21 protein-coding genes and 5 tRNA genes are annotated in these 22566 nt (G+C 29.8%); 12 read left to right on the top strand and 14 right to left on the bottom strand.

The genetic code is table 11. The annotated features are described in order from the left end of the window. Positions 1-3: 3 nt before the first annotated feature. A complete protein-coding gene (locus X924_RS06120; RefSeq protein WP_121958052.1) occupies positions 4-798 on the bottom strand; it encodes a DUF4912 domain-containing protein in 795 nt (264 codons plus the stop codon). Positions 799-968: 170 nt separating this feature from the next. Between X924_RS06120 and X924_RS06125 the strand changes: the two genes are divergently transcribed. The 4 genes from X924_RS06125 (at position 969) to X924_RS06140 (ending at position 1296) form a co-directional block, all read left to right on the top strand. After that, positions 969-1044: transfer RNA gene (locus tag X924_RS06125), tRNA-Pro, on the top strand. Between the two features lie 17 nt (positions 1045-1061). Next, a tRNA-Gly gene (locus tag X924_RS06130) sits at positions 1062-1137 on the top strand. After that, positions 1138-1213 (top strand) — tRNA-Arg (locus tag X924_RS06135). Between the two features lie 8 nt (positions 1214-1221). Beyond that, a tRNA-His gene (locus tag X924_RS06140) sits at positions 1222-1296 on the top strand. A gap of 196 nt (positions 1297-1492) precedes the next feature. On the opposite strand, the gene X924_RS06145 is transcribed toward X924_RS06140, so the two are convergent. The 9 genes from X924_RS06145 to X924_RS06185 all read right to left on the bottom strand — a co-directional run bounded on the left by X924_RS06145 (position 1493) and on the right by X924_RS06185 (position 9376). Beyond that, entirely contained in the window at positions 1493-2686 is a 1194-nt protein-coding gene (locus tag X924_RS06145; RefSeq protein ID WP_121958053.1) for a L,D-transpeptidase family protein, read from the bottom strand. Further along, entirely contained in the window at positions 2616-3818 is a 1203-nt protein-coding gene (coaBC, locus tag X924_RS06150; RefSeq protein ID WP_121958054.1) for a bifunctional phosphopantothenoylcysteine decarboxylase/phosphopantothenate--cysteine ligase CoaBC, read from the bottom strand. The genes X924_RS06145 and coaBC overlap by 71 nt, the downstream gene beginning before the upstream one ends. A 145-nt stretch (positions 3819-3963) precedes the next feature. Next, positions 3964-5343 carry a glutamate--tRNA ligase gene (gene gltX / locus X924_RS06155; protein ID WP_121958055.1) on the bottom strand — a complete coding sequence of 460 codons (1380 nt, stop codon included), beginning with the start codon at positions 5341-5343 and terminating at the stop codon, positions 3964-3966. Then, positions 5331-5879: a TIGR00725 family protein gene (locus X924_RS06160; RefSeq protein ID WP_233186594.1), complete on the bottom strand. Its 549-nt coding sequence runs from the start codon at positions 5877-5879 to the stop codon at positions 5331-5333. The genes gltX and X924_RS06160 overlap by 13 nt, the downstream gene beginning before the upstream one ends. Then, entirely contained in the window at positions 5876-6586 is a 711-nt protein-coding gene (gene lptB, locus X924_RS06165) for an LPS export ABC transporter ATP-binding protein (protein WP_121958057.1), read from the bottom strand. Before lptB ends, X924_RS06160 begins: the two co-directional genes overlap by 4 nt. Positions 6587-6602: 16 nt before the next feature. Continuing rightward, complete coding sequence (locus X924_RS06170; protein ID WP_121958058.1) at positions 6603-7088, bottom strand: OmpH family outer membrane protein; 486 nt, start codon at positions 7086-7088, stop codon at positions 6603-6605. Between the two features lie 22 nt (positions 7089-7110). Then, on the bottom strand, positions 7111-7830 hold the full coding sequence (gene rlmB, locus X924_RS06175) for a 23S rRNA (guanosine(2251)-2'-O)-methyltransferase RlmB (protein WP_121958059.1): 720 nt from the start codon (positions 7828-7830) through the stop codon (positions 7111-7113). Beyond that, complete coding sequence (locus X924_RS06180; RefSeq protein WP_121958060.1) at positions 7803-8222, bottom strand: Mini-ribonuclease 3; 420 nt, start codon at positions 8220-8222, stop codon at positions 7803-7805. The genes rlmB and X924_RS06180 overlap by 28 nt, the downstream gene beginning before the upstream one ends. Further along, positions 8219-9376 carry a glycosyltransferase gene (locus X924_RS06185; RefSeq protein ID WP_121958061.1) on the bottom strand — a complete coding sequence of 386 codons (1158 nt, stop codon included), beginning with the start codon at positions 9374-9376 and terminating at the stop codon, positions 8219-8221. The genes X924_RS06180 and X924_RS06185 overlap by 4 nt, the downstream gene beginning before the upstream one ends. 817 nt (positions 9377-10193) lie before the next feature. On the opposite strand from X924_RS06185, the gene mutL reads away from it, so the two are divergent. After that, on the top strand, positions 10194-12080 hold the full coding sequence (gene mutL, locus X924_RS06190; RefSeq protein ID WP_121958062.1) for a DNA mismatch repair endonuclease MutL: 1887 nt from the start codon (positions 10194-10196) through the stop codon (positions 12078-12080). Positions 12081-12132: 52 nt separating this feature from the next. On the opposite strand, the gene X924_RS06195 is transcribed toward mutL, so the two are convergent. Both X924_RS06195 and X924_RS06200 read right to left on the bottom strand, forming a co-directional pair. Further along, positions 12133-13644, bottom strand: a complete 1512-nt coding sequence (locus X924_RS06195) for a 5'-nucleotidase C-terminal domain-containing protein (protein WP_121958063.1) — start codon at positions 13642-13644, stop codon at positions 12133-12135. A 378-nt stretch (positions 13645-14022) separates the two neighbouring features. Further along, entirely contained in the window at positions 14023-14934 is a 912-nt protein-coding gene (locus tag X924_RS06200; RefSeq protein ID WP_121958064.1) for a DUF89 domain-containing protein, read from the bottom strand. Positions 14935-15222: 288 nt separating this feature from the next. Between X924_RS06200 and rpmH the strand changes: the two genes are divergently transcribed. The 6 genes from rpmH (at position 15223) to X924_RS06230 (ending at position 19183) form a co-directional block, all read left to right on the top strand. Continuing rightward, complete coding sequence (gene rpmH / locus X924_RS06205; RefSeq protein WP_121958065.1) at positions 15223-15357, top strand: 50S ribosomal protein L34; 135 nt, start codon at positions 15223-15225, stop codon at positions 15355-15357. 10 nt (positions 15358-15367) lie between these two features. Next, on the top strand, positions 15368-15769 hold the full coding sequence (rnpA, locus tag X924_RS06210) for a ribonuclease P protein component (RefSeq protein ID WP_121958066.1): 402 nt from the start codon (positions 15368-15370) through the stop codon (positions 15767-15769). Beyond that, a complete protein-coding gene (gene yidD, locus X924_RS06215; RefSeq protein WP_121958092.1) occupies positions 15726-15989 on the top strand; it encodes a membrane protein insertion efficiency factor YidD in 264 nt (87 codons plus the stop codon). Before rnpA ends, yidD begins: the two co-directional genes overlap by 44 nt. Before the next feature lie 271 nt (positions 15990-16260). Continuing rightward, positions 16261-17649 carry a membrane protein insertase YidC gene (yidC, locus tag X924_RS06220; protein ID WP_121958067.1) on the top strand — a complete coding sequence of 463 codons (1389 nt, stop codon included), beginning with the start codon at positions 16261-16263 and terminating at the stop codon, positions 17647-17649. A gap of 9 nt (positions 17650-17658) precedes the next feature. After that, on the top strand, positions 17659-18315 hold the full coding sequence (gene jag / locus X924_RS06225; protein WP_121958068.1) for an RNA-binding cell elongation regulator Jag/EloR: 657 nt from the start codon (positions 17659-17661) through the stop codon (positions 18313-18315). A 37-nt stretch (positions 18316-18352) separates the two neighbouring features. Further along, complete coding sequence (locus tag X924_RS06230) at positions 18353-19183, top strand: hypothetical protein (protein ID WP_121958069.1); 831 nt, start codon at positions 18353-18355, stop codon at positions 19181-19183. 36 nt (positions 19184-19219) lie between these two features. On the opposite strand, the gene X924_RS06235 is transcribed toward X924_RS06230, so the two are convergent. Together X924_RS06235 and X924_RS06240 are read right to left on the bottom strand one after the other, a co-directional pair. Beyond that, a tRNA-Glu gene (locus X924_RS06235) sits at positions 19220-19294 on the bottom strand. Positions 19295-19371: 77 nt separating this feature from the next. Continuing rightward, positions 19372-20697 carry a sigma-70 family RNA polymerase sigma factor gene (locus X924_RS06240; RefSeq protein WP_121958070.1) on the bottom strand — a complete coding sequence of 442 codons (1326 nt, stop codon included), beginning with the start codon at positions 20695-20697 and terminating at the stop codon, positions 19372-19374. Between the two features lie 540 nt (positions 20698-21237). Between X924_RS06240 and rsxC the strand changes: the two genes are divergently transcribed. Beyond that, entirely contained in the window at positions 21238-22566 is a 1329-nt protein-coding gene (rsxC, locus tag X924_RS06245) for an electron transport complex subunit RsxC (protein WP_121958071.1), read from the top strand.

The raw sequence follows: 22566 nt of genomic DNA on the forward strand, positions 1-22566 counted from the left end.
TTTTCACTTTAAAAACCCTCCACTTAAAATCAAGGGATTCAAATTTTTACCTATTTCATCAAACTTTTTTTTATACATTTGACTTATTTCTTCATAAGTTGAGGGCTTTGAAGTAAGTTTTTCTACAACTATTTCATGCTTTTTGACGAAGAACCATCTTTCTTCTTGTGGCTCTTTTTGTGAAAGTGGCGGAATCTTGAGTTCATTTGATTCTAATATAGGCTTGAAAACTCCTTTTTTACTTTCAATTTCTAATTGTACAACATAGTTAGAGTCATCTTTTGGAACATTAAAATAATAACTTTTTGTGTTTTCTAAATCTGCAGTATCAAAAAAAACTGTTTCTTTACTTTGAATCTTATCTTCTCTATCTATTTTAATTAATCTTATATATATTTTGTTCTTTGAATATTTCTTGATATCATTTTTAGTCTTTTCAGAAAAATCCCAATAAGCATATGTCCATTTAGGATTAACCAACATTAATCTGCAAACATCTTTATTGTACGTTTCTGGTAATGTAACTACTCTATCTTTTTTAGTTTTTTTACTTTCTTTCTCTTTTTTTGAGACAGTTGATATAATAGCCGTGCCTTTTGACTTATTATCAATATACTCATTTACGCTTTTTTCTAATTTTCTAATTTCTTGGATTACCAATTTTAAAATATCGTTTTTTTTCATGTTTCTTTTCAAGTTCAAACCTAAATTTTTAGCAACATTTCTCAATTGCTGAATGGTCGGCTCTTCTGATTTAAAAGCTGTAAGTATATCTTTGCTCACTTTTTCTACTTTCATAGAACCACCCTATCTATGTTTAAATTTTTATTCCAATTAATTCTATCATAAAAAAATCAAAATCTTACCACAAATATTTTTTTGTCAGTTAACAAAAAATGAAATTTACAAATTAATATTGACAAAAGAAAATGGTTGTGATATTATATAATTTGAGAATTTGAGAAAGGCGGAGCGTAGCGCAGCTGGGAGCGCGCCGGTCTTGGGCACCGGAGGTCGCTGGTTCAAATCCAGTCGCTCCGACCATTATATTAATTCCATTTGCGGCCGTAGCTCAACTGGTAGAGTATTGGCCTTCCAAGCCAAGGGTTGCGGGTTCGATCCCCGTCGGCCGCTCCAGCGCCTGTAGCTCAAGGGATAGAGCATTGGATTTCTAATCCAAGGGTTGGGGGTTCGAATCCCTCCAGGCGCGCCAATTTTATGGTGGCTGTAGTTCAGCGGCAGAACGCCTGACTGTGACTCAGGATGTCGTGGGTTCAAACCCCACCAGCCACCCCATCTTCTTTATTATAAGGATTTAATAGGCTTAATATTAATTAAGAACCCCATATTAAAATTTTAGAAACGATAAATTTCAGATAATAAGATTTCAGATACAAAGTAGCCACTATTTTATTAGAAGAGCAAGACATTTTTTGAAATATAAGTTTTATAATTTCTAAAAACAATAAACCTCACATATTAGTGAGGTTTTTTAATTTCCATAATATACATAAACTTCCGTACCTAAGGAAGCCATAAAGTCTATCTCTTCGACATCAAAATTAAACATCCTAATACAACCGTGAGAAATTCTTTTGCCTATCTCCCAAGGTTTTGTGGTCCCATGAATACCGTATTGTGGATTGGAAAGTTGTAACCATCTCGTTCCTATGCCGTTCATCATAGATCCGGGAGGTATGTATTCATCATACCAATATAAAGCAGGGTCTTTCTCTTTATAAGAAATCCTATAATAACCAGGTGGCGTATAGTCACTCATACCAACAGCCACAACATAGGTCTTTACTAAATTTTTATGAAAGTAAAGATACATCTTATTCTTTGATAAATCTATTTCTAAATGTACTGGGCTCTCATAATACTCTACTTTACCTATTTGTAAAGGCTGGCCGGGATAGATTAAAGAAGGATCTTTTAAACCATTTATGTTTACTAGATCACCTGGTAAAACATTATAATCTCTCGCAATTTTATAAATACTTTCTCCTTTTTGAACAATATGATATCCATAAATTTCAGTTTTTTGCTGTGGTTTTAAAGTATTTTCAGTTATCACTATATCTTTTATTTTTAAAAAAACTATTTCATGTTCAAAATTTATGGCATACTTATTTTTAAAGTTAAATATAACATTATAAACTCCTTCTTTAAGCGACCTCAAACTCCTTAAGAATTCGTCAGAACTTTCAAAAAAAATGTTGTTGACTCTTATACCCGTCAAAATCATATCCTTAGGCTCATAATCTAAATAATATTCATAACCTAATTCTCCTAAGGAAGTCGTTATTTCTACTTTTATTTCGGGCGAAAAAACCTTCTTTTCTAAAAAATTATTGAAAAAATCAGAAATGTATTCACCCTTATTGGTGGTAGCCGAAACGGAAAATGACAAAAAATCTCTGTTGTATCCATTTAGATTTACATAAAAAAAGTATTCTTTTGGACTAAATTCATATATTGTTAGTTTTCTCCTGGTGCTACCATCATAAATATATACTTCCGGTTTACCCGATAATTCATAATAGCTTTCTAGATTTATTTTTACTGTTTTTTGTGATTGATCATATTCACTGAGGTAAAGGAAAAAATGGTTTTCAGAAAAAATTGTTATGGATATAATCACAAATAATAACAGCGATATCCCTTTTAAAATTTTTCTCAACATATTGTTCCTCCTTAATAGAGAAAATAGTTACCTCATTTTCATCAGATTCAAAGCCTATTCCTGATTTTGAAACATCATTTAATATTATCATATCAAGACCTTTCTCTGAAAGTTTCTTTTTTGCATTTTCTTTTGCATCATGAGTTTCAGCTGCAAAACCCACTATTATTTGTCCTTCTTTTTTATTTGAACTTAACTTTTTTAAGATATCCGGGTTTTTTTCGAGTTCCAAAGTCTTTATTTGATCCTTTTTTATTTTTTGCTCTGAATAATTTTTTACTCTAAAATCACTGACAGCAGCTGTCATAATAATTATATTGTTATCGCTGCTTCTTGAAATCATGGCATATTCCATATCTTTAGCACTCTCAACACTTACAAACTCTTTTAAAAGTGAAGGAGGATTTAAATGAGTGGGACCTGACACAAGAGTCACTTGAGCACCTCTTGCCGCAAACTCTCGAGAAAGTTCGTAACCCATTTTACCACTAGATTTATTCGTTATATATCTTACCGGATCAATTTTTTCAATTGTTGGCCCCGCACTTATCAATACTTTTTTATTTAAATAATCTTTCTTGGTAACTAAATATTCACAATACTCTAATATTTTTTGATTATCTGGATACCGACCTTTTCCAAATTCTCCATCTGCAAGATGCCCTTCTTCTGGTTCCAAAACAAACCATCCATCATTTTTTAATTGTGTTAGATTTCTTTGATTTACCGGATTTTCATACATTCTAAAATTCATAGTTGGAACAATTAATTTGGAGGATTTAGAAAAAGCAACAGCTGTTGAAGAAAGTAAATCGTCTGCTATTCCATTGGCTATCTTTGCTATAATATTAGCAGTAGCTGGTGCAATTATAAACAAATCGGCCCAGGCTGATAATTCTGTATGAGGAATCCATCCATCTTTAACTGCAAAAGTTTGCTTGTAAACTTCACAGTTACCTACCGCAGAAAAAAGTTGGTCAGAGATCCATATATTTGCATTTTCAGTCATAATAATCTTTATATTAACATCAGTTTGCCTTAACTTTGACACTAAATCTATAGCTTTGTAAATTGCTACCCCACTGGATACTCCAAGTAAAACATTTTTCCCTTTCAAATATGGAAACCTCATAATATCTCCTTCTTAACCATTTTGTGTTATTTTAAAACTTATTTTTAAAAAGTTATCAGTTCTAAAGATTCTATATAATTTTAACCAATCGAAAAAATGAGACCCTCCTTGACCTATTATAACTTAAAACCCTATTTTGGCATGTTTAAAAAAGTCTTAATGCTCTATTTAATCTATTTAACGTTTCTTCTTTTCCCAATGTTTCCAAGGATTCATATAATCCAGGGGTAACTAACCTTCCTAAGACAGCACCTCTTATTGCTTGAAAAATATTTTTTTTGGTAGTGGTATTTTGGTTAGAAATCTCTTTTAAAGTAACTTCTATATTTTTGAAATCAAATACTTCTACATTTGATAGTTTATTAATAGCTAAATTTATGACGTCTTTGAACCATTCTTTACTTGCGTATTTTTCAATGAATTCTTGTTCGTATTCAAAATCACTTCTAAAAAAATTTTTAGAAAATTCATATAGTTGTTTCAAAGTCTGAACCTTTTTTCTTGAAATTTCAACAACTTTTTTTACATAGGATTTATCTGAGGTCTTCAAGTCAATTTTGGAATAATCAATCCATGCTTCAAAATCTTTTAATACTTTATCGATTGCATCATTCCTTAAATGAGCCTCATTTATCCATAGAAGCTTATTATAATCAAATACAGCGGGATTTTTTGAAACATTTTTAAGATCAAAATCTCTAATTTTTTCTCTATAGTCGAATACTTGTTCTTCAGCATTCCATCCTAATAAACTCAAATAATTTAACAACGCATTGGGAAGATATCCTTCTCTCCTGAAATACGTTATAGAAACTTCCCCGTGCCTTTTAGACAAAGGTGTTCTATCTTCTCCAACGATTAATGGCAGATGAGCGAACTCAGGGATATCAAAAGAAAATGCTTTGTATAATAATATCTGTTTAGGAGTATTTGAAATGTGATCTTCTCCCCTTATAATGTGACTAATTTTCATTAGATAATCATCAATAACAACGGTAAAATTATATACAGGAATGCCATTTGATCTAACAATGACAAAATCTTCTATATAATTTGTATCGAATTCTATAGGTCCTCTTATAAGATCGTTAAACGATAAGATATTATTTTTTTCTACTTTAAATTTTATAACTATTGAATAATTTTTATTGTTTTTATATTTGTCTTCTAAAATATTATTTTCATATACTATATTTTCTTTATCATATACACAATAATATGCTTTATTTTCATTCAATAACTGTTCCACATATTTTTTGTATATTTCAAGTCTCTCACTTTGTCGGTATGGACCATATTCCCCAGGACAATCTATGCTTTCATCGTAATCTAAGCCTGACCATTTCAACTCTTCTATTATTGCTTGTTCATATTCATTTTTAGATCTTTCTAAATCAGTATCTTCTATTCTTATGATGAATTTGCCACCAGTTTTCCTGGCAAAATACCAATTAAATAAAGCTGTTCTTAATCCTCCTACATGTAAATGTCCCGTTGGACTAGGCGCGAACCTTACTCTGACCAATTATTTTTCACCTCTGCTTCAACTTTTTTCAAAAGTTCTTCGAGCATCTCTATAGAAAAGACTTGTTTTATTTCAACTAATTTTCTATTATCTAAAAATTTATCTTCTATTAAAACATTAGTTATTCTGTCTGTCCAACCACCAGAATTTCTCATTAATAAAACAGGTTTTTTATAAGAATAAGCTCCGAGTATTTCTATTGCTGTTCCTATTTCCCCTCCTATGCTTATTACTATATCTACATTTTTTAACATTAAAAAAGATCTCATATTCAAATCTAAACCTGTTTTTAGTGAGATATCTAAATAATTGTTACCTTCTTGCTCCCAAGGTAAAATACCGATAACTTTACCTCCATGGTTGTTAGCGGATTTAGAAACAAGCTGCATTATTCCATCTCTTCCACCATTTATTAACAACCAACCATTTTTTGCTATAAGCTGCCCAATTTCATCACACATAGGGGTTAATGACTTTATAGGATCTTTAAAAATATTACCTGAATATCCTATAACTCCAACATTCAAAATTTTCACCAACCTAAATAGTTTTCTTTCACTTTTTTATCGTTTAAAACTTCGTTGGGGGTACCGTTAGCTATTACTGCCCCTTTATGCAAGACATATAATTCATCAACTACCTCCACAATTTCATCAACGCTATGGTCAGTAACGATTATTGATATATTATTTTTAGCGAGTTTACGAATTATTTGTTGAATATCTTTAACTGTAATTGGATCTATTCCAACAAAAGGTTCGTCTAAAAGAATTACTTTTGGATCGGTTATTAGTGTCCTTGCAAATTCTAATTTCCTTTTTTCTCCACCTGAAAGCGAATACGCATATTGACGCTCTAAACTTTCCAAACCGAATTCACTCATTATTTCAGAGATTTTCTGATCGGCATTGGAAATTTTTAGTAAATCTGATATCATTTTAAGGTTGTCTCTTACAGTTAAATTTCTAAAGACGGAAGGCTCTTGTGGCAAATATGCCAAGCCATTTTGTGCCCTTTTATGTATGGGAAGGTATGTAATATCCTTACCATTAAGACTTATGGTTCCAGAATTTGGAACCACCAATCCTAATATTATTTTAAATAAAGTAGTTTTACCAGCTCCATTTGGGCCTAATAATCCTGTTACACAGCTTTCTTTAGATTGAAAAGATACATTCTCCAGAACTATTTTTCTACCATATTTTTTACTAATTTGTCTACATTCCACTACGTTTTTTATCATAAATTATCATAAATATTTATTTTTTATTGATATATTCAATAATTTTATCTGTTAGATCTATTTCTGGCTTAAAATACAAAACTGCATTTTCATTTAAAATTAAATCATATTGATTTTCTTTAGCGTACTGTGATATTTTAAAGAGAACTTCTGAAGCTATAGAATCAATTTTCCTTTGATACTCAGATTGTAAATCTTGTTGATACTGATTAATTCGTTGCTGCGTTCTTAAATAATTTTGTTGAAGTACCTCTTGAGAAGCACCTGACCTTTGAAGTTGGTTAAGTTCTTCTTGTAGTTCATTTATCTTACTCTGGTAATATTGCAAATCAAGTTGATATAAAGATTCTAAATCTTTCCACTTATAATAACTTTCTACGGTTTTCGAAAAATTAACATACCCAATTTTTAAATTTTGAGTAGTTTGAGAGAAGACTATAGAAAAACCCAAAACAAAAAACATTAACGAAACCAAAACCTTTTTTGAAATTTTAGAATACATAATTTACACCTCCACATAATTTTCAGACTATATTTTTATTCTTTTTTATTTCAAAAAGAATTATGCCTGCACTAACAGAAACATTTAAAGATTCTACATTATTTAACATTGGAATACTAATCAATTCATCACAGTGATTTTTTACATTTTTTCTAATACCTTCTCCTTCGTTACCAAAAACAATGCAAACACTTCCTGAATAATCTATTTGATAGTAAGGTTTTCCTAAGGAATCAGCCCCATATACCCAAACATTTTTCTTTTTTAATATTTCTATAGTACGAGAAATATTAGTTACTTTGATTATAGGGATTTTAAATATTTGCCCTGCCGAGGCTTTTACAACTATTGGTGTGACATCTACTGCATTATCCTTAGGAATAATTATAGCGTCAACACCGGCTGCAACAGAAGATCTTACAATTGCACCAAAATTATGAGGATCGTGTATCTGATCCAATATTACTACAAAAAGTTCCTTTTTAGAATCTAAAATTTCTACGTTACTATAATTAAATTCTTCACCAATATCAATTACTACACCTTGATGCTTATTTGTAAAAACCATTTTCTCCAAAGCTTCATTTGAAGTGAAACTAAACGAATAGCCCAAGCTTTCAACAAAATCAATTAGTTCAGACAATTTTCCTCTTTCTGCTTTAGAATTACTAAAAAAGATATGCTTTAGGGGATAACCCGAGTTGATTATTTCTTTTAGAGTGTTTTTTCCATAAACATACAACTATCTATCACTCCCAAAAGCTCCTGTATTCTTCGGTAATTTTTAGTCAAAAATAAATATCCTATTACAGCCTCAAAACCTGTAGATTTCCTATACTCATAATCATTCCCACGTTTTTTTGCTCCTTGAGAGTTAACTGCACGCTTATAATACTGTTTCTCAATTTCATTAAAACTATCATATATTAAGTCTATGAACTTTGAATGAGCTTGCGCACTCAAAAACTTTTTTGAATTTTCAAACATGTTTCCTACTTTATTTCTACCGTCCCCGAATAACTTAACTTTATATATTAAACCAATAACAGCATCTCCTATATAAGAAAAATTCTCAATGGGAATTTCTCTTAAATCTGAAATTTGAAAATTAAAAATCTGATCAACTTCTTTCATACCTCTATTATCTCCTTTTGATACAAATCTAAAATTTTATCAACACATTTTTCTATAGAATAATTCTTAGAAACAAATTCTTTTGTCTTTTTTCTCAAATCTTTATATAAAGAAGAATCTTTTATTAATCTTATTATAGCATCTGCAAAATCATCTTCTTTTAACTCTTTTAACATTATACCACCTGTATCCTTTTGAGATAGTATATCATAAACTCCTAATTTCCCCAAAGCGATTACAGGTGTACCTGCCGCCATTGATTCCAAAATTACCAAGCCTTGTGTTTCGGTATAAGAAGCAAAAATAAAAAGATAAGCCTGTTTATATGCATCAATTACCTTTTCTCGAGGTTGAGCATCTGTAAAAATAACATAATCCTGAATGTTCAGTTTCTTAGTTAACTCTTGCAAATTTTCTTTTTCAGGACCTCCTCCAACAATTACAAATTTCACATCTTTTTCTTGAATTAAAACTTTATTAAAAACTTTAATCAAAAAATCTATATTCTTCTCTTTTGCCAATCTCCCAACAAACAATAATATTTTATCTTCTTCTTTTATTTGTTTATATTCTTTTCTTAAATCCCATACTGTTATTTTATTAAAAGACTCTATATCTATCCCCGTTGGTATAACTTCAATATGAGAAGGAGGAACTCCATAGTTCACAAGAGTTTGTTTAATATTAGGCGTAGGAGCTATTACTTTATCTAATTTTACACACCAATTTTTTATAAGTCTCTGCATAAATTCCGGCTTAGGTCTTACCAAAGGTGGAAGATAATGTAAGTAATATTCATACATAGTATGATGCGTTCCTATATGTTTTAAATCTAACATCTTTGAAACTATTCGTGCAAGAATTCCCATAGAAAATGGATCATGAGAATGAATGATATCTAAATCTAATTCCTTTACTTTAAACAAATCCAATGAAAACGGGAACGCAACTCTTTGTTCTTTTTCAAAAAAAAGTTTAACAGCTGGGAATTCAAAAACGTTTTTTTCTTCTCTATTATAGTCCGAATCATATTTAGGAACAAACAAATATACATTGTTACCTCTTTTTTCCATTTCATCCTTGTATAATCTTAAGGCCGTAGCCACGCCATTTCTTTGCGGAACGTATGTATCTGAAAACATTCCTATATTCATTTTTTCCTCCTTAAACTCTATATTTTAATCACTTTAAAAATCTTAAAAAGCTTTTTTCATGTATATTTTATCGTTGAATTTTTATAAAATACCTCTATAACTCTAATCCTTACTAACTATGAATCCATTTAACTTCTTTGCTACGTGTAACTAAAGGGGGAGAGGGCTCCGCCCTGGACCCATTTTAAATTCAAAAGCTTATTTTCAGAAAATTCTTATTCCTAAAATCTCTATCTAATCCTTACTAACTACAATTTTTTAACTTCGTCGGTACTTGTAGGCAAAAAGGGAGAAAAGGGCTCCACTCTGAACCTACTATAAATTCAAAAGCTTATTTTTTATAAAATATCTCCATAATTATAATACTTACTAAACACCTATTTCTTTAACTTGGTCTATATTTCAAGTCGAGAATATCTCACAGCATGCGTTAGAGGAATTCATCCTTGTAAAAAGAGACTTGAGTTTGACTCCGAACCTGTTACAAATTAAAATATTAATCTCTGAAATTATCATTCATACAGTCAACTTGAAGATAAACCAAATTAGTTGTATCTACATTGTTAGAAATAAAAACTGAAAATTTGAGGCATACTTTAATTTAATCGTGATAAGAACGTATTATACGCACATCTTATTAAAAAATATAGATAATCATAGTATAATTATAACAAAAAAAATGATGATTTATAAGGATTTTTCATACTAAGATGTTATAATGAATTTGCATTTGTCTTGCTTTTATTTTAGAACCTTTAAAAATGGATCTTTGAATTTATAAAGTAAGTATATTTTAGTTTAGTTGGAGGTGCTTTTTATGAAAATAAAAGAATTACCAAAAGAAACTGTTATGAAAATTGCTGCCGGAGAAGTTGTTTCTGGTCCTTATTCTGTTGTAAAAGAATTAATTGAAAATTCCTTAGACGCAGAGGCAGATACTATAAACATCGAAATATTTGATGGAGGAAAATCTTTAATAAAAGTGGAAGATAATGGTTATGGAATGACGGAAGAAGAAATGAAATTATCTATACTACCTCATACAACTAGTAAAATTTCTTCCTTCGATGATTTATACAATCTAAATACTTTTGGTTTTAGAGGAGAAGCACTGGCTTCTATTTCGAGGGTTTCAAAAATTAAAATGACATCTAAAACTTCTCAAGAAGAATTAGGAACTCAATTAACAATATTTGGGGGTAATATTGTAGAAACAAAAAAAGTGAAGTCTAATACTGGAACTAAAATTGAGATAACGGATCTTTTTTTTAATATTCCAGCTAGACGAAAATTTTTGAAATCCGCTTCTGTTGAAGGAAGGTATGTCACAGAAATTATTGAGAAATTTGCTATAGCAAATTCAATAAATCTTACCTACATTAGAGATAACCAAGAAATATATAAATTTGTAAACAATATGGATCTGATAAGTAAATGCTTAAAAGTTTATCCCGAACTTAAAAGAGAAGATTTATTAGAAATCGAATACAATGCTTCGGATATAAAAATATCTGGAATAATTTCCAGCCCTAAAATAGCAAGAAGCAATCGAACAGCTCAAACATTTTTTGTAAATAAAAGATACATTAAAGTAGCATCTCTTTTTTCAGTATTTGAAAAAGGATATGGCGAAATGCTCGAAAAATCTAAACACCCGTATTGCATAATTTTCATAGATATTTCTCCTGAAATGATAGATGTAAACGTACACCCTCAAAAGTTAGAGGTCAAGTTCAAAGATGAACAAAAAATAGCCGCCTTGTTGAAAGATATTATAAGAAAATCTTTAATAGAAAAAACCAGTTTTAAAATGGAGTTTGTAAAAGATATAAACAATAGCAAAGTTTCAACTTCGGATAACGAGAATGAACAAAACACGAATTTTGATATTCAAAATTTGTACAATAAAAGTTCATCAGAAAAATCTGTTTATAAGGATTTATTAAAGGATTTATTAAAAGAAGAAAATACAACATTTTCATCTGCAAACAATTCTCAAACAGAAAATAAACCTTCTATAAATTACAAAAATGAAAACAGGAACATTTTTGAACCACGAAAAAACCTTAATTTTGCAACCTTTCAATATCCAAATGAAAGCGAACAATTATTTGCTACTACTTCAAAATTGGAAACGCTTGAAAATTTAAGAATTGTCGGAATAGTAGCGGAAAGATACGTCGTTGTTGAAACGAAAGATAAACTACTTTTAGTAGATTTTCATGCTGCTCATGAGAGATTCATTTTCGAAGAATTAAAGAAAGAAATAGCGAATAAAGGAAGTCTTAGCTACAATCTTTTGATTTCACCTTATTTGATAAAAATTGATGAAGTGAGAAAGACTGTTTTGATAGAACATAAAGAAACTTTAGAAAAAGTTGGTATAAAAATTGAACTAAAAAATAATGAGTTATTCTTAAAGGGGCTTCCCTCCAACTTGAAATTTGACAATTTAGAAGCACTTATTTTTGATTTAGCAGACGATTTAAGACTTTCTGAATTAGAAGAAGTCAAAAATATATTTGATAAAAATTTGGCTACAATAGCGTGTAGGTCAGCTGTAAAAACAAAAGATAATCCTACCGGAATTGAAACACTTTTAAAAAATATTTTTGAACAAAAATTGCTAACTTGCCCTCATGGTAGACCCATAATGATTGAAATAACTTTTAAAACTTTGGATAAATATTTTGAAAGAATATAAAATAAAAGGGATACAACCAACGTATCCCTTTTATTTTATAAAGATAAATCATCTATTTAACTCGATCCAATTCTATCAATCTTTCTTCTGAAGTATAATCTTCTATTACTCCCAAATAAGCTATGTATTCCCTTAAAGCATCGGCATCTCTAAAATAAGTATCGTAACCAGGTTTACCTGCAAGCATCGTGTAACCGTCACCACCAGCAGCTACATAATTGTTAGTAACTACCTTATAAGTTTTATTCAAATCTAAAGGCTCCCCATTTACTTTAACATTCTGCGGCTTACCATCCTTTATCTCTGCGGTTAAACCTGAAACATGCAATTTAGCTCCTTGCCCATCAGGAATTGTAGCAGCATAATTTAAAACATCCATAATATCTTTTCCTGTTAATTCTAAAACATACAGGGTATTTCCAAATGGCATGACGGTCAATATATCTCTGTAAGTTATTTCACCAACATCAATAGAAGCTCTTATGCCTCCACCGTTCATAAACGCAATATCTGCTCCTGTTTTCCAAATCATTCCATCGGTAATTAAATTACTGAGGTTAGTTTCATTACTTCTAACCTTAGACCTTTCACCATCTAAGAAAACCTTTGTTTCACCTACAACTTCGTCTAAAGCTGCGGAACCTAATTGATAAAACATATCAGCAATCATTTTAATAAAAGGATCTTCTGGAATATCTGAAGTCACGGGTATCACTCGCCCTCGCCAGTCTAATATTTGGCCATCTTCAACCCACAAATCAAGTCTTCCCAAATAATTGGCATGTTGACCGGCCTGTGCAATTATAACGTCATTAATTACAACAGGTTTTTCAAGAAGTGTATGTGTATGACCATCTATAATTACATCAATTCCTTCAAAATATTCTGCTAATTCATTAGTTGTCGTAAATTTGATGGGCAAATTAGGAATTTGGTTTTCTTCATAGTATCCTAAATGTGAAAGTACTATTACTATATCAGATTTTTTCTGAACTATTGGAAGATATTTTTCTAAAACTTCTTTGGCGTTAACAATTGTTTTATCTTCTAAATAAATAGGTTCTAAAACATTTGTTTGTTCAGTAGCAAGTCCTATAATTCCAACTTTTAGCCCTTCATAATCTTTTATAATATAAGGTTCAAAAACAGGTCCACCTTTTTCTTTGTCAACAAAATTTGCCGCAACAAAAGGAAATTCCGCTACTTTTTTCTGCATCTCTAAAACCTCAAAAGGTTTGTCGAATTCATGATTTCCGAGAGTCATAGCATCCAATCCCATATAGTGTAAAGTTAAAAAGTCGGGAATTGCATCTAACTGATCTGATTCCGGTATTCCCGTGTTCACATCACCGGCGTGTAAAAAAAGAACATAACCATTTTCATTTTTAACTTCTTCTCTTGCTTGATTTATAATAGTTGCAATCCTTGCAAACCCTCCGCCTTCTTCACTACCCCAAACATGTCCATGAGTATCATTGAGATGGAAAATAACCAAATGCGTTGGCTGCGAAAAAATAAATCCAACAAGCAAAAACAACACTATGATACTTGTTAATCTTTTCATTTTACTTCCCCTCCTCATGTTTTTATTTAATACCCACTTTAGAAATTCCAAAATCCTTATTATATGTATATTTTAGCGTTGATTCTTTTACAAAATATCTCCCCACTTCTAATCCTTACTAATTCCTAATTTCTTTACCTTTTTTGGTACTTGTACCGAAGTAAGGGGGAGAGGGCTCCGCCCTTGACCCACATTATAAATCAAAATCTTTATTTCTAAAGTCATATCTAATTATTCATTTTTTAACTTTTTCACTACGTTTAGCGAAGGAGAGAAAAAAAGGTTCTGCTTTAAACCCATTATAAATTCAAGATCTTATTTTTTAGAAAGTTCCATTCTCAAATCTATATTTCGTTTATTTACTAAGTCTCGAATTCTTTAAAAAGAATTTTTTAATTTAGCAAAACTCTCTATTTTTTTAAATATCAAAGCTCCTTTGTTAACCTCAAAAAAATTTGATATTGATTTACAATCTACAATAAAAGAAAAATAAATGGGCTTATTCAGATTCTCTTGATACAAACTTTCAAAATTCTGCTGCCCTTTTGCTATAATTATATCAGCTTTATCAAAAATATTTTTAAAGGTATTATTCGTTAATTCCAGGTGAGTCCCTATATATTTAGAACCACTTTCAAAAGGCAATGAAACTTCTTTTAAAAAGATTTCTTCAGAATCTTTGCTCGTAGCACATTTATATATGGGCTTTGATTTTAATGCTGAATGTATTATTATATCTGGTTTAAATTCTTTAATAATTTTAATAAAGACCTTATCAAAAACTATTTCTCCTGCATAATTATGTATAAAAAGTAAGAATTTTGCATTTTCCAGATCTTTTTTAAAGCTTTCATAATCATTTATGGATATTTCTTTATTCTTAAAAAAACTTTGTATTTCTATTTCCAATTCTCCAAAAGAATTTTCTGAATTATGTGAAAAAAGTTCTCCCAATAATGATAGTTTAAAAGCAGAATATAGTGGATCTTCACTTGACATGCAAAAATCCAGCAAATCGTCATATATTTCTATAAAAAGTGAATTTGTGTTGGTTTTTTCGGTTTCAAAATAATCTTTTTCCCCAAAAATTTTAAAAAATGCGTCGTAAAAAATTTTTAGAAGGTCTGAAGAATCAGTAGAATAATCAACCTGAAGTAAAGTATCAACGAGTAATTCTTTATATTTATTAAATAATTCATCATCAGATACACCTTTACTATTTTTAATTTTAGATATCAATTCGAATCCGTAACTGAATGTACAATTAAGACAGTCATAATTCATTTTCATTTATTTCACTCCTTCAACTACTCCAATATAACTATATTAAACCATTATTGACAGATTTAAATTTAAACCATTATTCTTAAAATTATCATTTATGAGTATTTAATAATCTCATAATCAATTTTATTCTAACATTGTTAATTTAAATTCTTATAAGATATTATTAGAAAAGTGTTAAAATCTTTTGTCCAAAAAAAATTTGTTACTTCCTTTTATTGACATTAAAACATTTAATCATTATAATATATTCGATAACTTTGAAATCGATAATAATAAATTGGAGGTGGAGCAATGAAAAGAACTTATCAACCCTCAAGGAGAAAAAGGAGTAGAACTCATGGATTTTTAGCAAGAAAAAGGACTCCTGGAGGAAGAAACGTTCTCAGACGAAGAAGAGCAAAGGGCAGAAAACGATTAGCAGTTTAAAATAAAGTTTATGGAAAACAACAAATTCAGTAAAAAAGAAAGGATAAGATATCAAAAAGATATTAAAAAGGTTTTTGAAAAAGGTGATCGTTTAATAAATATCTATTTTGTAGCTGTGTATTTAAAAAATGGTTTAAACTATAGTAGAATAGCCATAGTAGTTAGAAAAAAGTTTGGAAAAGCTAATCAGAGAAATAAAATTAAACGATATGTTAGAGAAATCTATAGAACAAATAAATCAGAGTTTCCAAAAGGATACGATCTGATATTTTTGCCAAGAAAGTATTTATCTGATAACTTCAATAATATATCTTATGCGGAATTAAGAGAGAGTATACTAACTGCGTTTAAGGAGTTAAAATTAAATGATGAGAAATTTGGTTCTAAAGGCAATCAAATTTTATCAAACTAAAATTTCTCCAGCTACTCTCCCAAAATGTCGATATTTACCAACTTGTTCCTCTTATACATACGAAGCAGTTGAGAAATTTGGAACAATTAAAGGTCTATACCTCGGTTTTAGAAGATTTTTAAGGTGCAATCCTTTTCACCATGGAGGATATGATCCTGTACCGGATGTTTTTTATTTTCTTGCTCATAAGTATAAGAAACCTGTTAACGAAAAAAAATAAACTAATAAACATAAAGTATATTCAAAATAATAGTCACTTTAGAAATGAGAATTTTCTAAAAATAAGCTTTTGAATTTAAAGTGGGTTCAGGGCAGAGCCCTCCCCTTTCCCTCTTTCCGTACAAGTATATAAGAAGTTAAAGAAATAGAGAATTGTCAGAATTAGAATTGTGAAAGTATTTTATAAAAAATTAAACAATAAACTATTTATAAAATGTGAATTTTAGAATTTCTAAAGTGATTATATATCAATAATTGAAGGAGTGTAAAGGTTGAAAAAATTTTTGTTTTTGACATTGTGTCTATTTTTTACTAATATATTAGTCTTTTCGATTCCGACGATAAATATAAGTGAAAGTTCTTTAAATCAGGAATTAAATATTGAAATGAAACTATATAGATTAAAACTTGACCAAAAAGGCCATATCCTATCTTTTGAGCTTTTTGATAGTAGAACCAAAAAGTTCAATCTGGTCTATGAATATATTAGTGATAGTTTTGATGTTTTAGATCCGAATACTTTGGAAGAAATATTACCTGTAGATTACTACTATACAATACCAGATAACCAGTCTTATATAGAAATTAATTATTTATTCCCTGGCGGAGGCAGAAAAACTTATAGGTTTTATAATGATCCAAACTATCATTTTGATGTAGAATTTGATGGTATAAATGCTTTTATTTCTATTCCTTCTATATCATTTTCAGATGGTATTAGATACGATAAAAATGTTTTTGTGTCTTACATCAATAAATCTCCTCTAACTGGCGTAGCTTTAGATGCCACGTTAGCTCTACACTTACCAAACAACGTCGAACTAAATCAAAATAACTACCTTTTTAAAGTTAATGGTAGAAATAATATTGTAACTTCATATTTAGGACCTACCAAAAAAATTTTTATTAGAGAAACTTTTGGACATATAGAAGAAGGTAATATATATTCAAACATCATTACTTTAATGAAAGATTTAGGGAAATTTGGATTTTTCTCTAATATTTTTTATTGGTTCGTATCCTTTTTCTGGTGGCTCTTTAAAGTAACTGGTAACTTCGGGTGGGCTATAATCTTGTTTACACTTATAGTGAACGCAATATTATTTCCAATTTATGGAAGACAAAAAAAATCTGCGATCGAAATGAGAAAACTCCAGCCTGAAATTGATAAAATAAGAAAAAAATATAAAAATCCTCAAAAGCAGCAAGAAGAAACTTTAAAATTGTATAAAGAAAAAGGTGTAAACCCCGCAAGCGGTTGTTTAACTTCATTGATACCTTTACCGATCATGATTATCTTATGGCAGGTTATATATTACTTTGAGGGAAGTTACGCTTATAACCCGCATTTTATTTTTTGGAACGATCTTTCCGTTGGAGGATTTGGAGCTAATTTTCCTTTGCTGTTAATAGCCATAATTGCTTCTTTAATAAACGCTTTATTAATGTCTCAAGATGCTCGAACTGCTTGGACATCAGTAATAATGTCGGTAGTATTCCCATTCATATTAATAGGATTACCGGTAGGAGTATTTGTATACTATGCAATGAATTCAATTATACAGACTTTTTTAACCTTTGTTTACAATAAAATATACAAAGTTAAAGGTATTACTGTTAGAGAACTTTTTGGGTTGGGCGCAAAGCCAATCAGGAGGTGAATTATTGAGTTGTTAAAAGTAAAACAAGAAAAAACATTTGAAGCAGATAACTTAGAAAATGCACTAAAAAAAGCTGTTCAAGAATTTGAAGCCACCTCAATTGAGGAAATAACTTATACAGTAGTTCAAGAACCATCAAAAGGTTTATTTTTTGGAATCGGTAAAAAACCTATTATTATTGAAGCTTATCCAAATGAACATTATTTATCAAATAAAGTTAAAGGTTTTTTGAGTCTTATACTCTCTTATTTTGATGAAAATGTTAATGTAAGAATCAAGTGTTACAATAAAAATATAATTGTATATTTAGAAGGCGACAACTTAGGTAAAATAATAGGAAAACAAGGTAGGAATTTAGCTGCATTACAGCATTTAATGATGATTTTTGTTAACAGAATGACAGATACTAAATTTGAAGTCAAATTAGATGTCGGAGAATATAGAAGAAAAAGGAAAAAGAATTTGGAAACTATAGCTGAACAAGCTGCGGAAAAAGTTTTGAAAACTAATTCTAAAGTTGAATTGGCTCCCATGTTTTCGTTTGAAAGAAGAGCTATCCATGAGTATATTAAAAAAAATTATCCAAAACTGATAACTGATTCTATTGGTCTTGAACCTTATCGCAAGGTCGTGATTTATCCCTCCAAAAACGGTACAAAAGTTTAATAACCTTGATTGTATATAAAAAGAAGAGGTGGAACTGTTGAAAACTTTATATAAGTATCAGGAAAAAATTCTTTCTATGGCTACTTATGAGAAGATTCCTGATTTGGCCATACTTGGAGGAATAGAAATCGAACATATAATAGAAATTAATAATAATAAAACAAAGATAAAAACAGAAGTTGGTGGACCAGGAGGAAGATTAGCTATCTATTTGAAGGATCATTATTCCCTTACTCCTTCAATACTTAGTTTTTTGGGAAATGACGAATACATGGATTTAATAATAAAAACATTAAATACAAGACAAATATCCATAATATGGGCAGAGAATCCTAAAGGAAATACTAGAAAAGTAAGAAATTTGGAAGAAAATAAAGAATACTTAGATTCAAGAGAAGAAAATTTAAAAATAGATCCGGATTTTTTGGCAGAGTATTTATACAATATCAAGAATATTTTTATTTCGTATAATTCATGGAACGAAAAAATCATAGAACTTCTAAATACAAAAAATAGAAAAGTTTATGTAGATGTTAGAGAAGATAAAATATCAGAAAATTCTCAGTTTTCGTGTGATTTCGTGTTTTTGGTAGCAGAAAACAATTTCAAAGAACTTCAAGAAAAAACTAAAAATATCCGATCAGATAACAAAATTATTTTAACAAAAGATTTTTTATCTTTTCAAAATAAAGTCCTTGAGATTAAAATTAATCAGAAAAAATATTTTGAAGAAGCAGTTTCGGCATATGAAGCTAACTTCATCAATTGTATAATAAAAGGAAGTACACTAAAAAATGCCCATGATTGGGCTTCAAATTTATATATTCACGTTTTGGAATGCGGAAGTATTCCTAAGGAGAAACTTTAAAAAAATCCCCTGAAAAGGGGATTTTATATTTTATAGTGGCAGCCCCACAGGGAATCGAACCCTGACTCTTGGACTGAGAATCCAATGGACTAACCATTATCCTATGGGGCCATTTTTATAGATAAATTTTCAGAAATTATTATATCATTTGCGCCAGCGTCTGTCAATTATTTCAAAAGAAAATGTTTTTAATATTCATTTATTATATTTTCAATCATCTTTTTTCGCGCAGGATGCTTCAATTTTCTTATAGACTTAGATTCTATTTGACGTATTCTTTCTCTTGTAACGTTAAAATATTCTCCTACTTCCTCTAAAGTTTTCTGTTTTCCATCTAAAAAGCCAAACCGCATTTTTAAAATTAAAGCTTCTTTTGGAGAAAGAGTATCAATAACTTTTTCTACCTTCTCTCTGATAATCATCCTTCTGCCTTCTTCTTGTGGAGTGGGAATATCAGTATCAATAAAATCAAGCAGTTCATTTTCACCTTCATTTTCAAAGTCATTAGAAATAGGAGCATTTAAAGAGAAAATATTTTTAGCACTTGTAAGAATTTCTTTCATTTTATCAAGTGGTTTATCCATTAATTGTGCAAGTTCTTCAAGATTTGGAACATCTCCATTTTCTTGAACATATTTGTTAACTATTCTATTCATCCTATTAATAGTTTCAACCAAATGAACAGGTATTCTAACTGTCCTGCCTTGATCAGCTATTGCACGAGTTATAGACTGTCTTATCCACCAATAAGAATACGTAGAAAATTTATACCCTTTACGCCAATCAAATTTATCAACTGCTTTCATTAAACCCATATTCCCTTCTTGTATAAGATCTAAAAAGCTCAAACCATGCCCAACATATTTTTTGGCTATGCTAATTACCAATCTCAAATTAGCCTTTACAAGTTCTTCCCTCGCCCTTCTGTCACCAGCTTTAGCTCTTCTTGCAAGCTTTCTTTCCCTTGAAGGTGTCAAAAGCTTACTTTTACTAATTTCTTTTAAATAAATTTTAATCGGATCTTGCATAGAAATATTGTCACACATTTCAACTTCTAAATCTGAAAATTCATCGAAAATTTCCTCAAAATTTTCTATTTCTTCTTCATTTGAATCCAAGTCTTCTTCCTTTACTTCTAAATCTTCTTCATTTTCTTTAGAATCTTCTTTATTTAAATCTTCGCTTTCAATTAATTCTTTACATTTATCTAAATCTGAAGCATCCACTACAGAAATATTAGACTTTTTTAACTCTTCATAGAATTTCACTAAAAATTCCATTGTAAATTCGTCATTTATAAACAAAGGCAACGATTCATCAACTTCTTCAAAAGTAATAACATTATTATTTTTTTGAGCTTTATTCTTAATTTTTTTTATAATCGATTCAACGGTCACTAAATTCTTGTCGTCTCTGAATCTCAAGGTTATACTTTCTAATTCATCATCTGATTTTAACAAACAATCATCCGTCTCTTCATCTAACTTAATATAAACTTTTTCGTTTTCTAACATTAAAATTCACCTTCTATAGAATTATAGAATACTTACTTTAAAAATTCTAAAATCCTTATTATATTAGAATTGATTTTTTATAAAAGATCCTCTCACTTCTAATACCCACTAATTCTTAATTTTTTTAACTTTTTCGCTACTTTTAGCTAAAAAAGATGGGGGCTTTACCCTCAACCTGCTCTAAATTCAAATGCTTATTTTCCGAAGTTATTATTTCTAAAGTCTCTAAATTATAGAATAATTAGATAATAAACTAAAGTAAACAAAAAACAATTTATATTAACACATTATACCATTCTATTAATAATTATTTTTTAAAAAGCTTGGACGTTAAATTTACATCCAATATATATTTCACTGTTAATTATTATAACGTTTATATATTAACTAAAAATTAAAAAAAGATTAATAAACAAAAATGTAAAAATAATCTTTAATATTCTTTTTAAATTTTTTCTTTGTTTTTTTGTGATATAATTTTTTTTTGGAAATTATTATAATTTACAGAATAAAAATAATAAAGTAGAAGGAGGAAATATTGTGCAAGTTTTCACTTTTAAGGGAGGCGTTCATCCTCCTCAAAAAAAGGATTCCACAAGTAATAAGCATATTCAAAGTCTTCCTCTTCCTGATTATGTTTATTTATTTACCTCAAACCATGCTGGTACCCCAGCTAAACCAGTTGTTAAAGAAGGGGATAAAGTTAAAACCGGACAAATTGTTGCACAAGCAGTTGGGAATATTTCTGCAAATATTCACTCTTCTGTAACAGGTGAAGTCGTTGGTATAGAATCTATGGTTAACGCATCTACCGGAAGAAAGGATAATGCCATAGTAATCAAACGAACTTCAGAAGATGAATGGGAGTATGTAGAACATGCGGAAGACTTCCAAAAATTTTCTAAAAAAGAAATTATTGAAATCATAAAGAAAGCCGGGATAGTTGGTTTAGGAGGCGCAATGTTTCCTACTCATGTCAAATTAAATATACCAGATGATAAGATAGTTGAATATTTAATAATAAACGGAGCAGAATGTGAACCCTATATAACAATTGACGATATGCTTATGCGAGAAAAAACTAAAGAGATAATAACGGGAATAAAAATCCTTCAGCATACCTTAAACCCCAAAAAAACAGTTATAGGAATAGAAGATAATAAATTAGAAGCCTTAGAAACCCTTAGAGGAGTAATAAAAAGTGAAGATACTGTAGAATTAGCTCAACTCAAAACAAAATATCCGCAAGGTGCGGAAAAACAACTCATAAATGCTATAACAAAAAGGGAAGTCCCATCTGGTGGCCTACCCATTGATATTGGTACTTTAGTTATTAACGTCTCTACTGTTTATGCTATCTATGATGCTGTAATAAATGGGAAACCTCTGGTAGAAAGAGGAATAACTTTAACTGGTAGCGGAGTTAAAAATCCTGGAAATTACTGGTTTAGAATAGGAACAAAAGTCTCTTATCTTTTAAACTTTGTTGGGTTAGTCAAAGAAGATGAAATTGAAAAAGTTTTATACGGAGGACCTATGATGGGAATTCCTCTCTCCAGTATAGACTTACCTACTTTTAAAGGAAATAACGCAATTACTGTATTGACAAAAGAAGAAATCATTTCGAGAAAAGAATATCCATGTATTAGATGCGCTTCTTGTGTCAAGGTTTGCCCAATGGGCCTTCAGCCTTATTATCTAAAAAAACTTGCGGACAGTAGGAAAAATGATGTAGCTGAAGAAAATGGTATTTTAGATTGTATTGAATGTGGTTGCTGTTCTTACATATGTCCATCAAATATAGAACTCTCAAAAACTTTTAGTACTACCAAGAAAGTTATTAAAGTCATAAAACAAAGGAGGGGTTGA

Origin of the sequence: Petrotoga sp. 9PWA.NaAc.5.4 (assembly GCF_002895485.1) — a bacterium.
In the GTDB taxonomy this organism is placed as follows: Bacteria; Thermotogota; Thermotogae; order Petrotogales; family Petrotogaceae; genus AZRK01.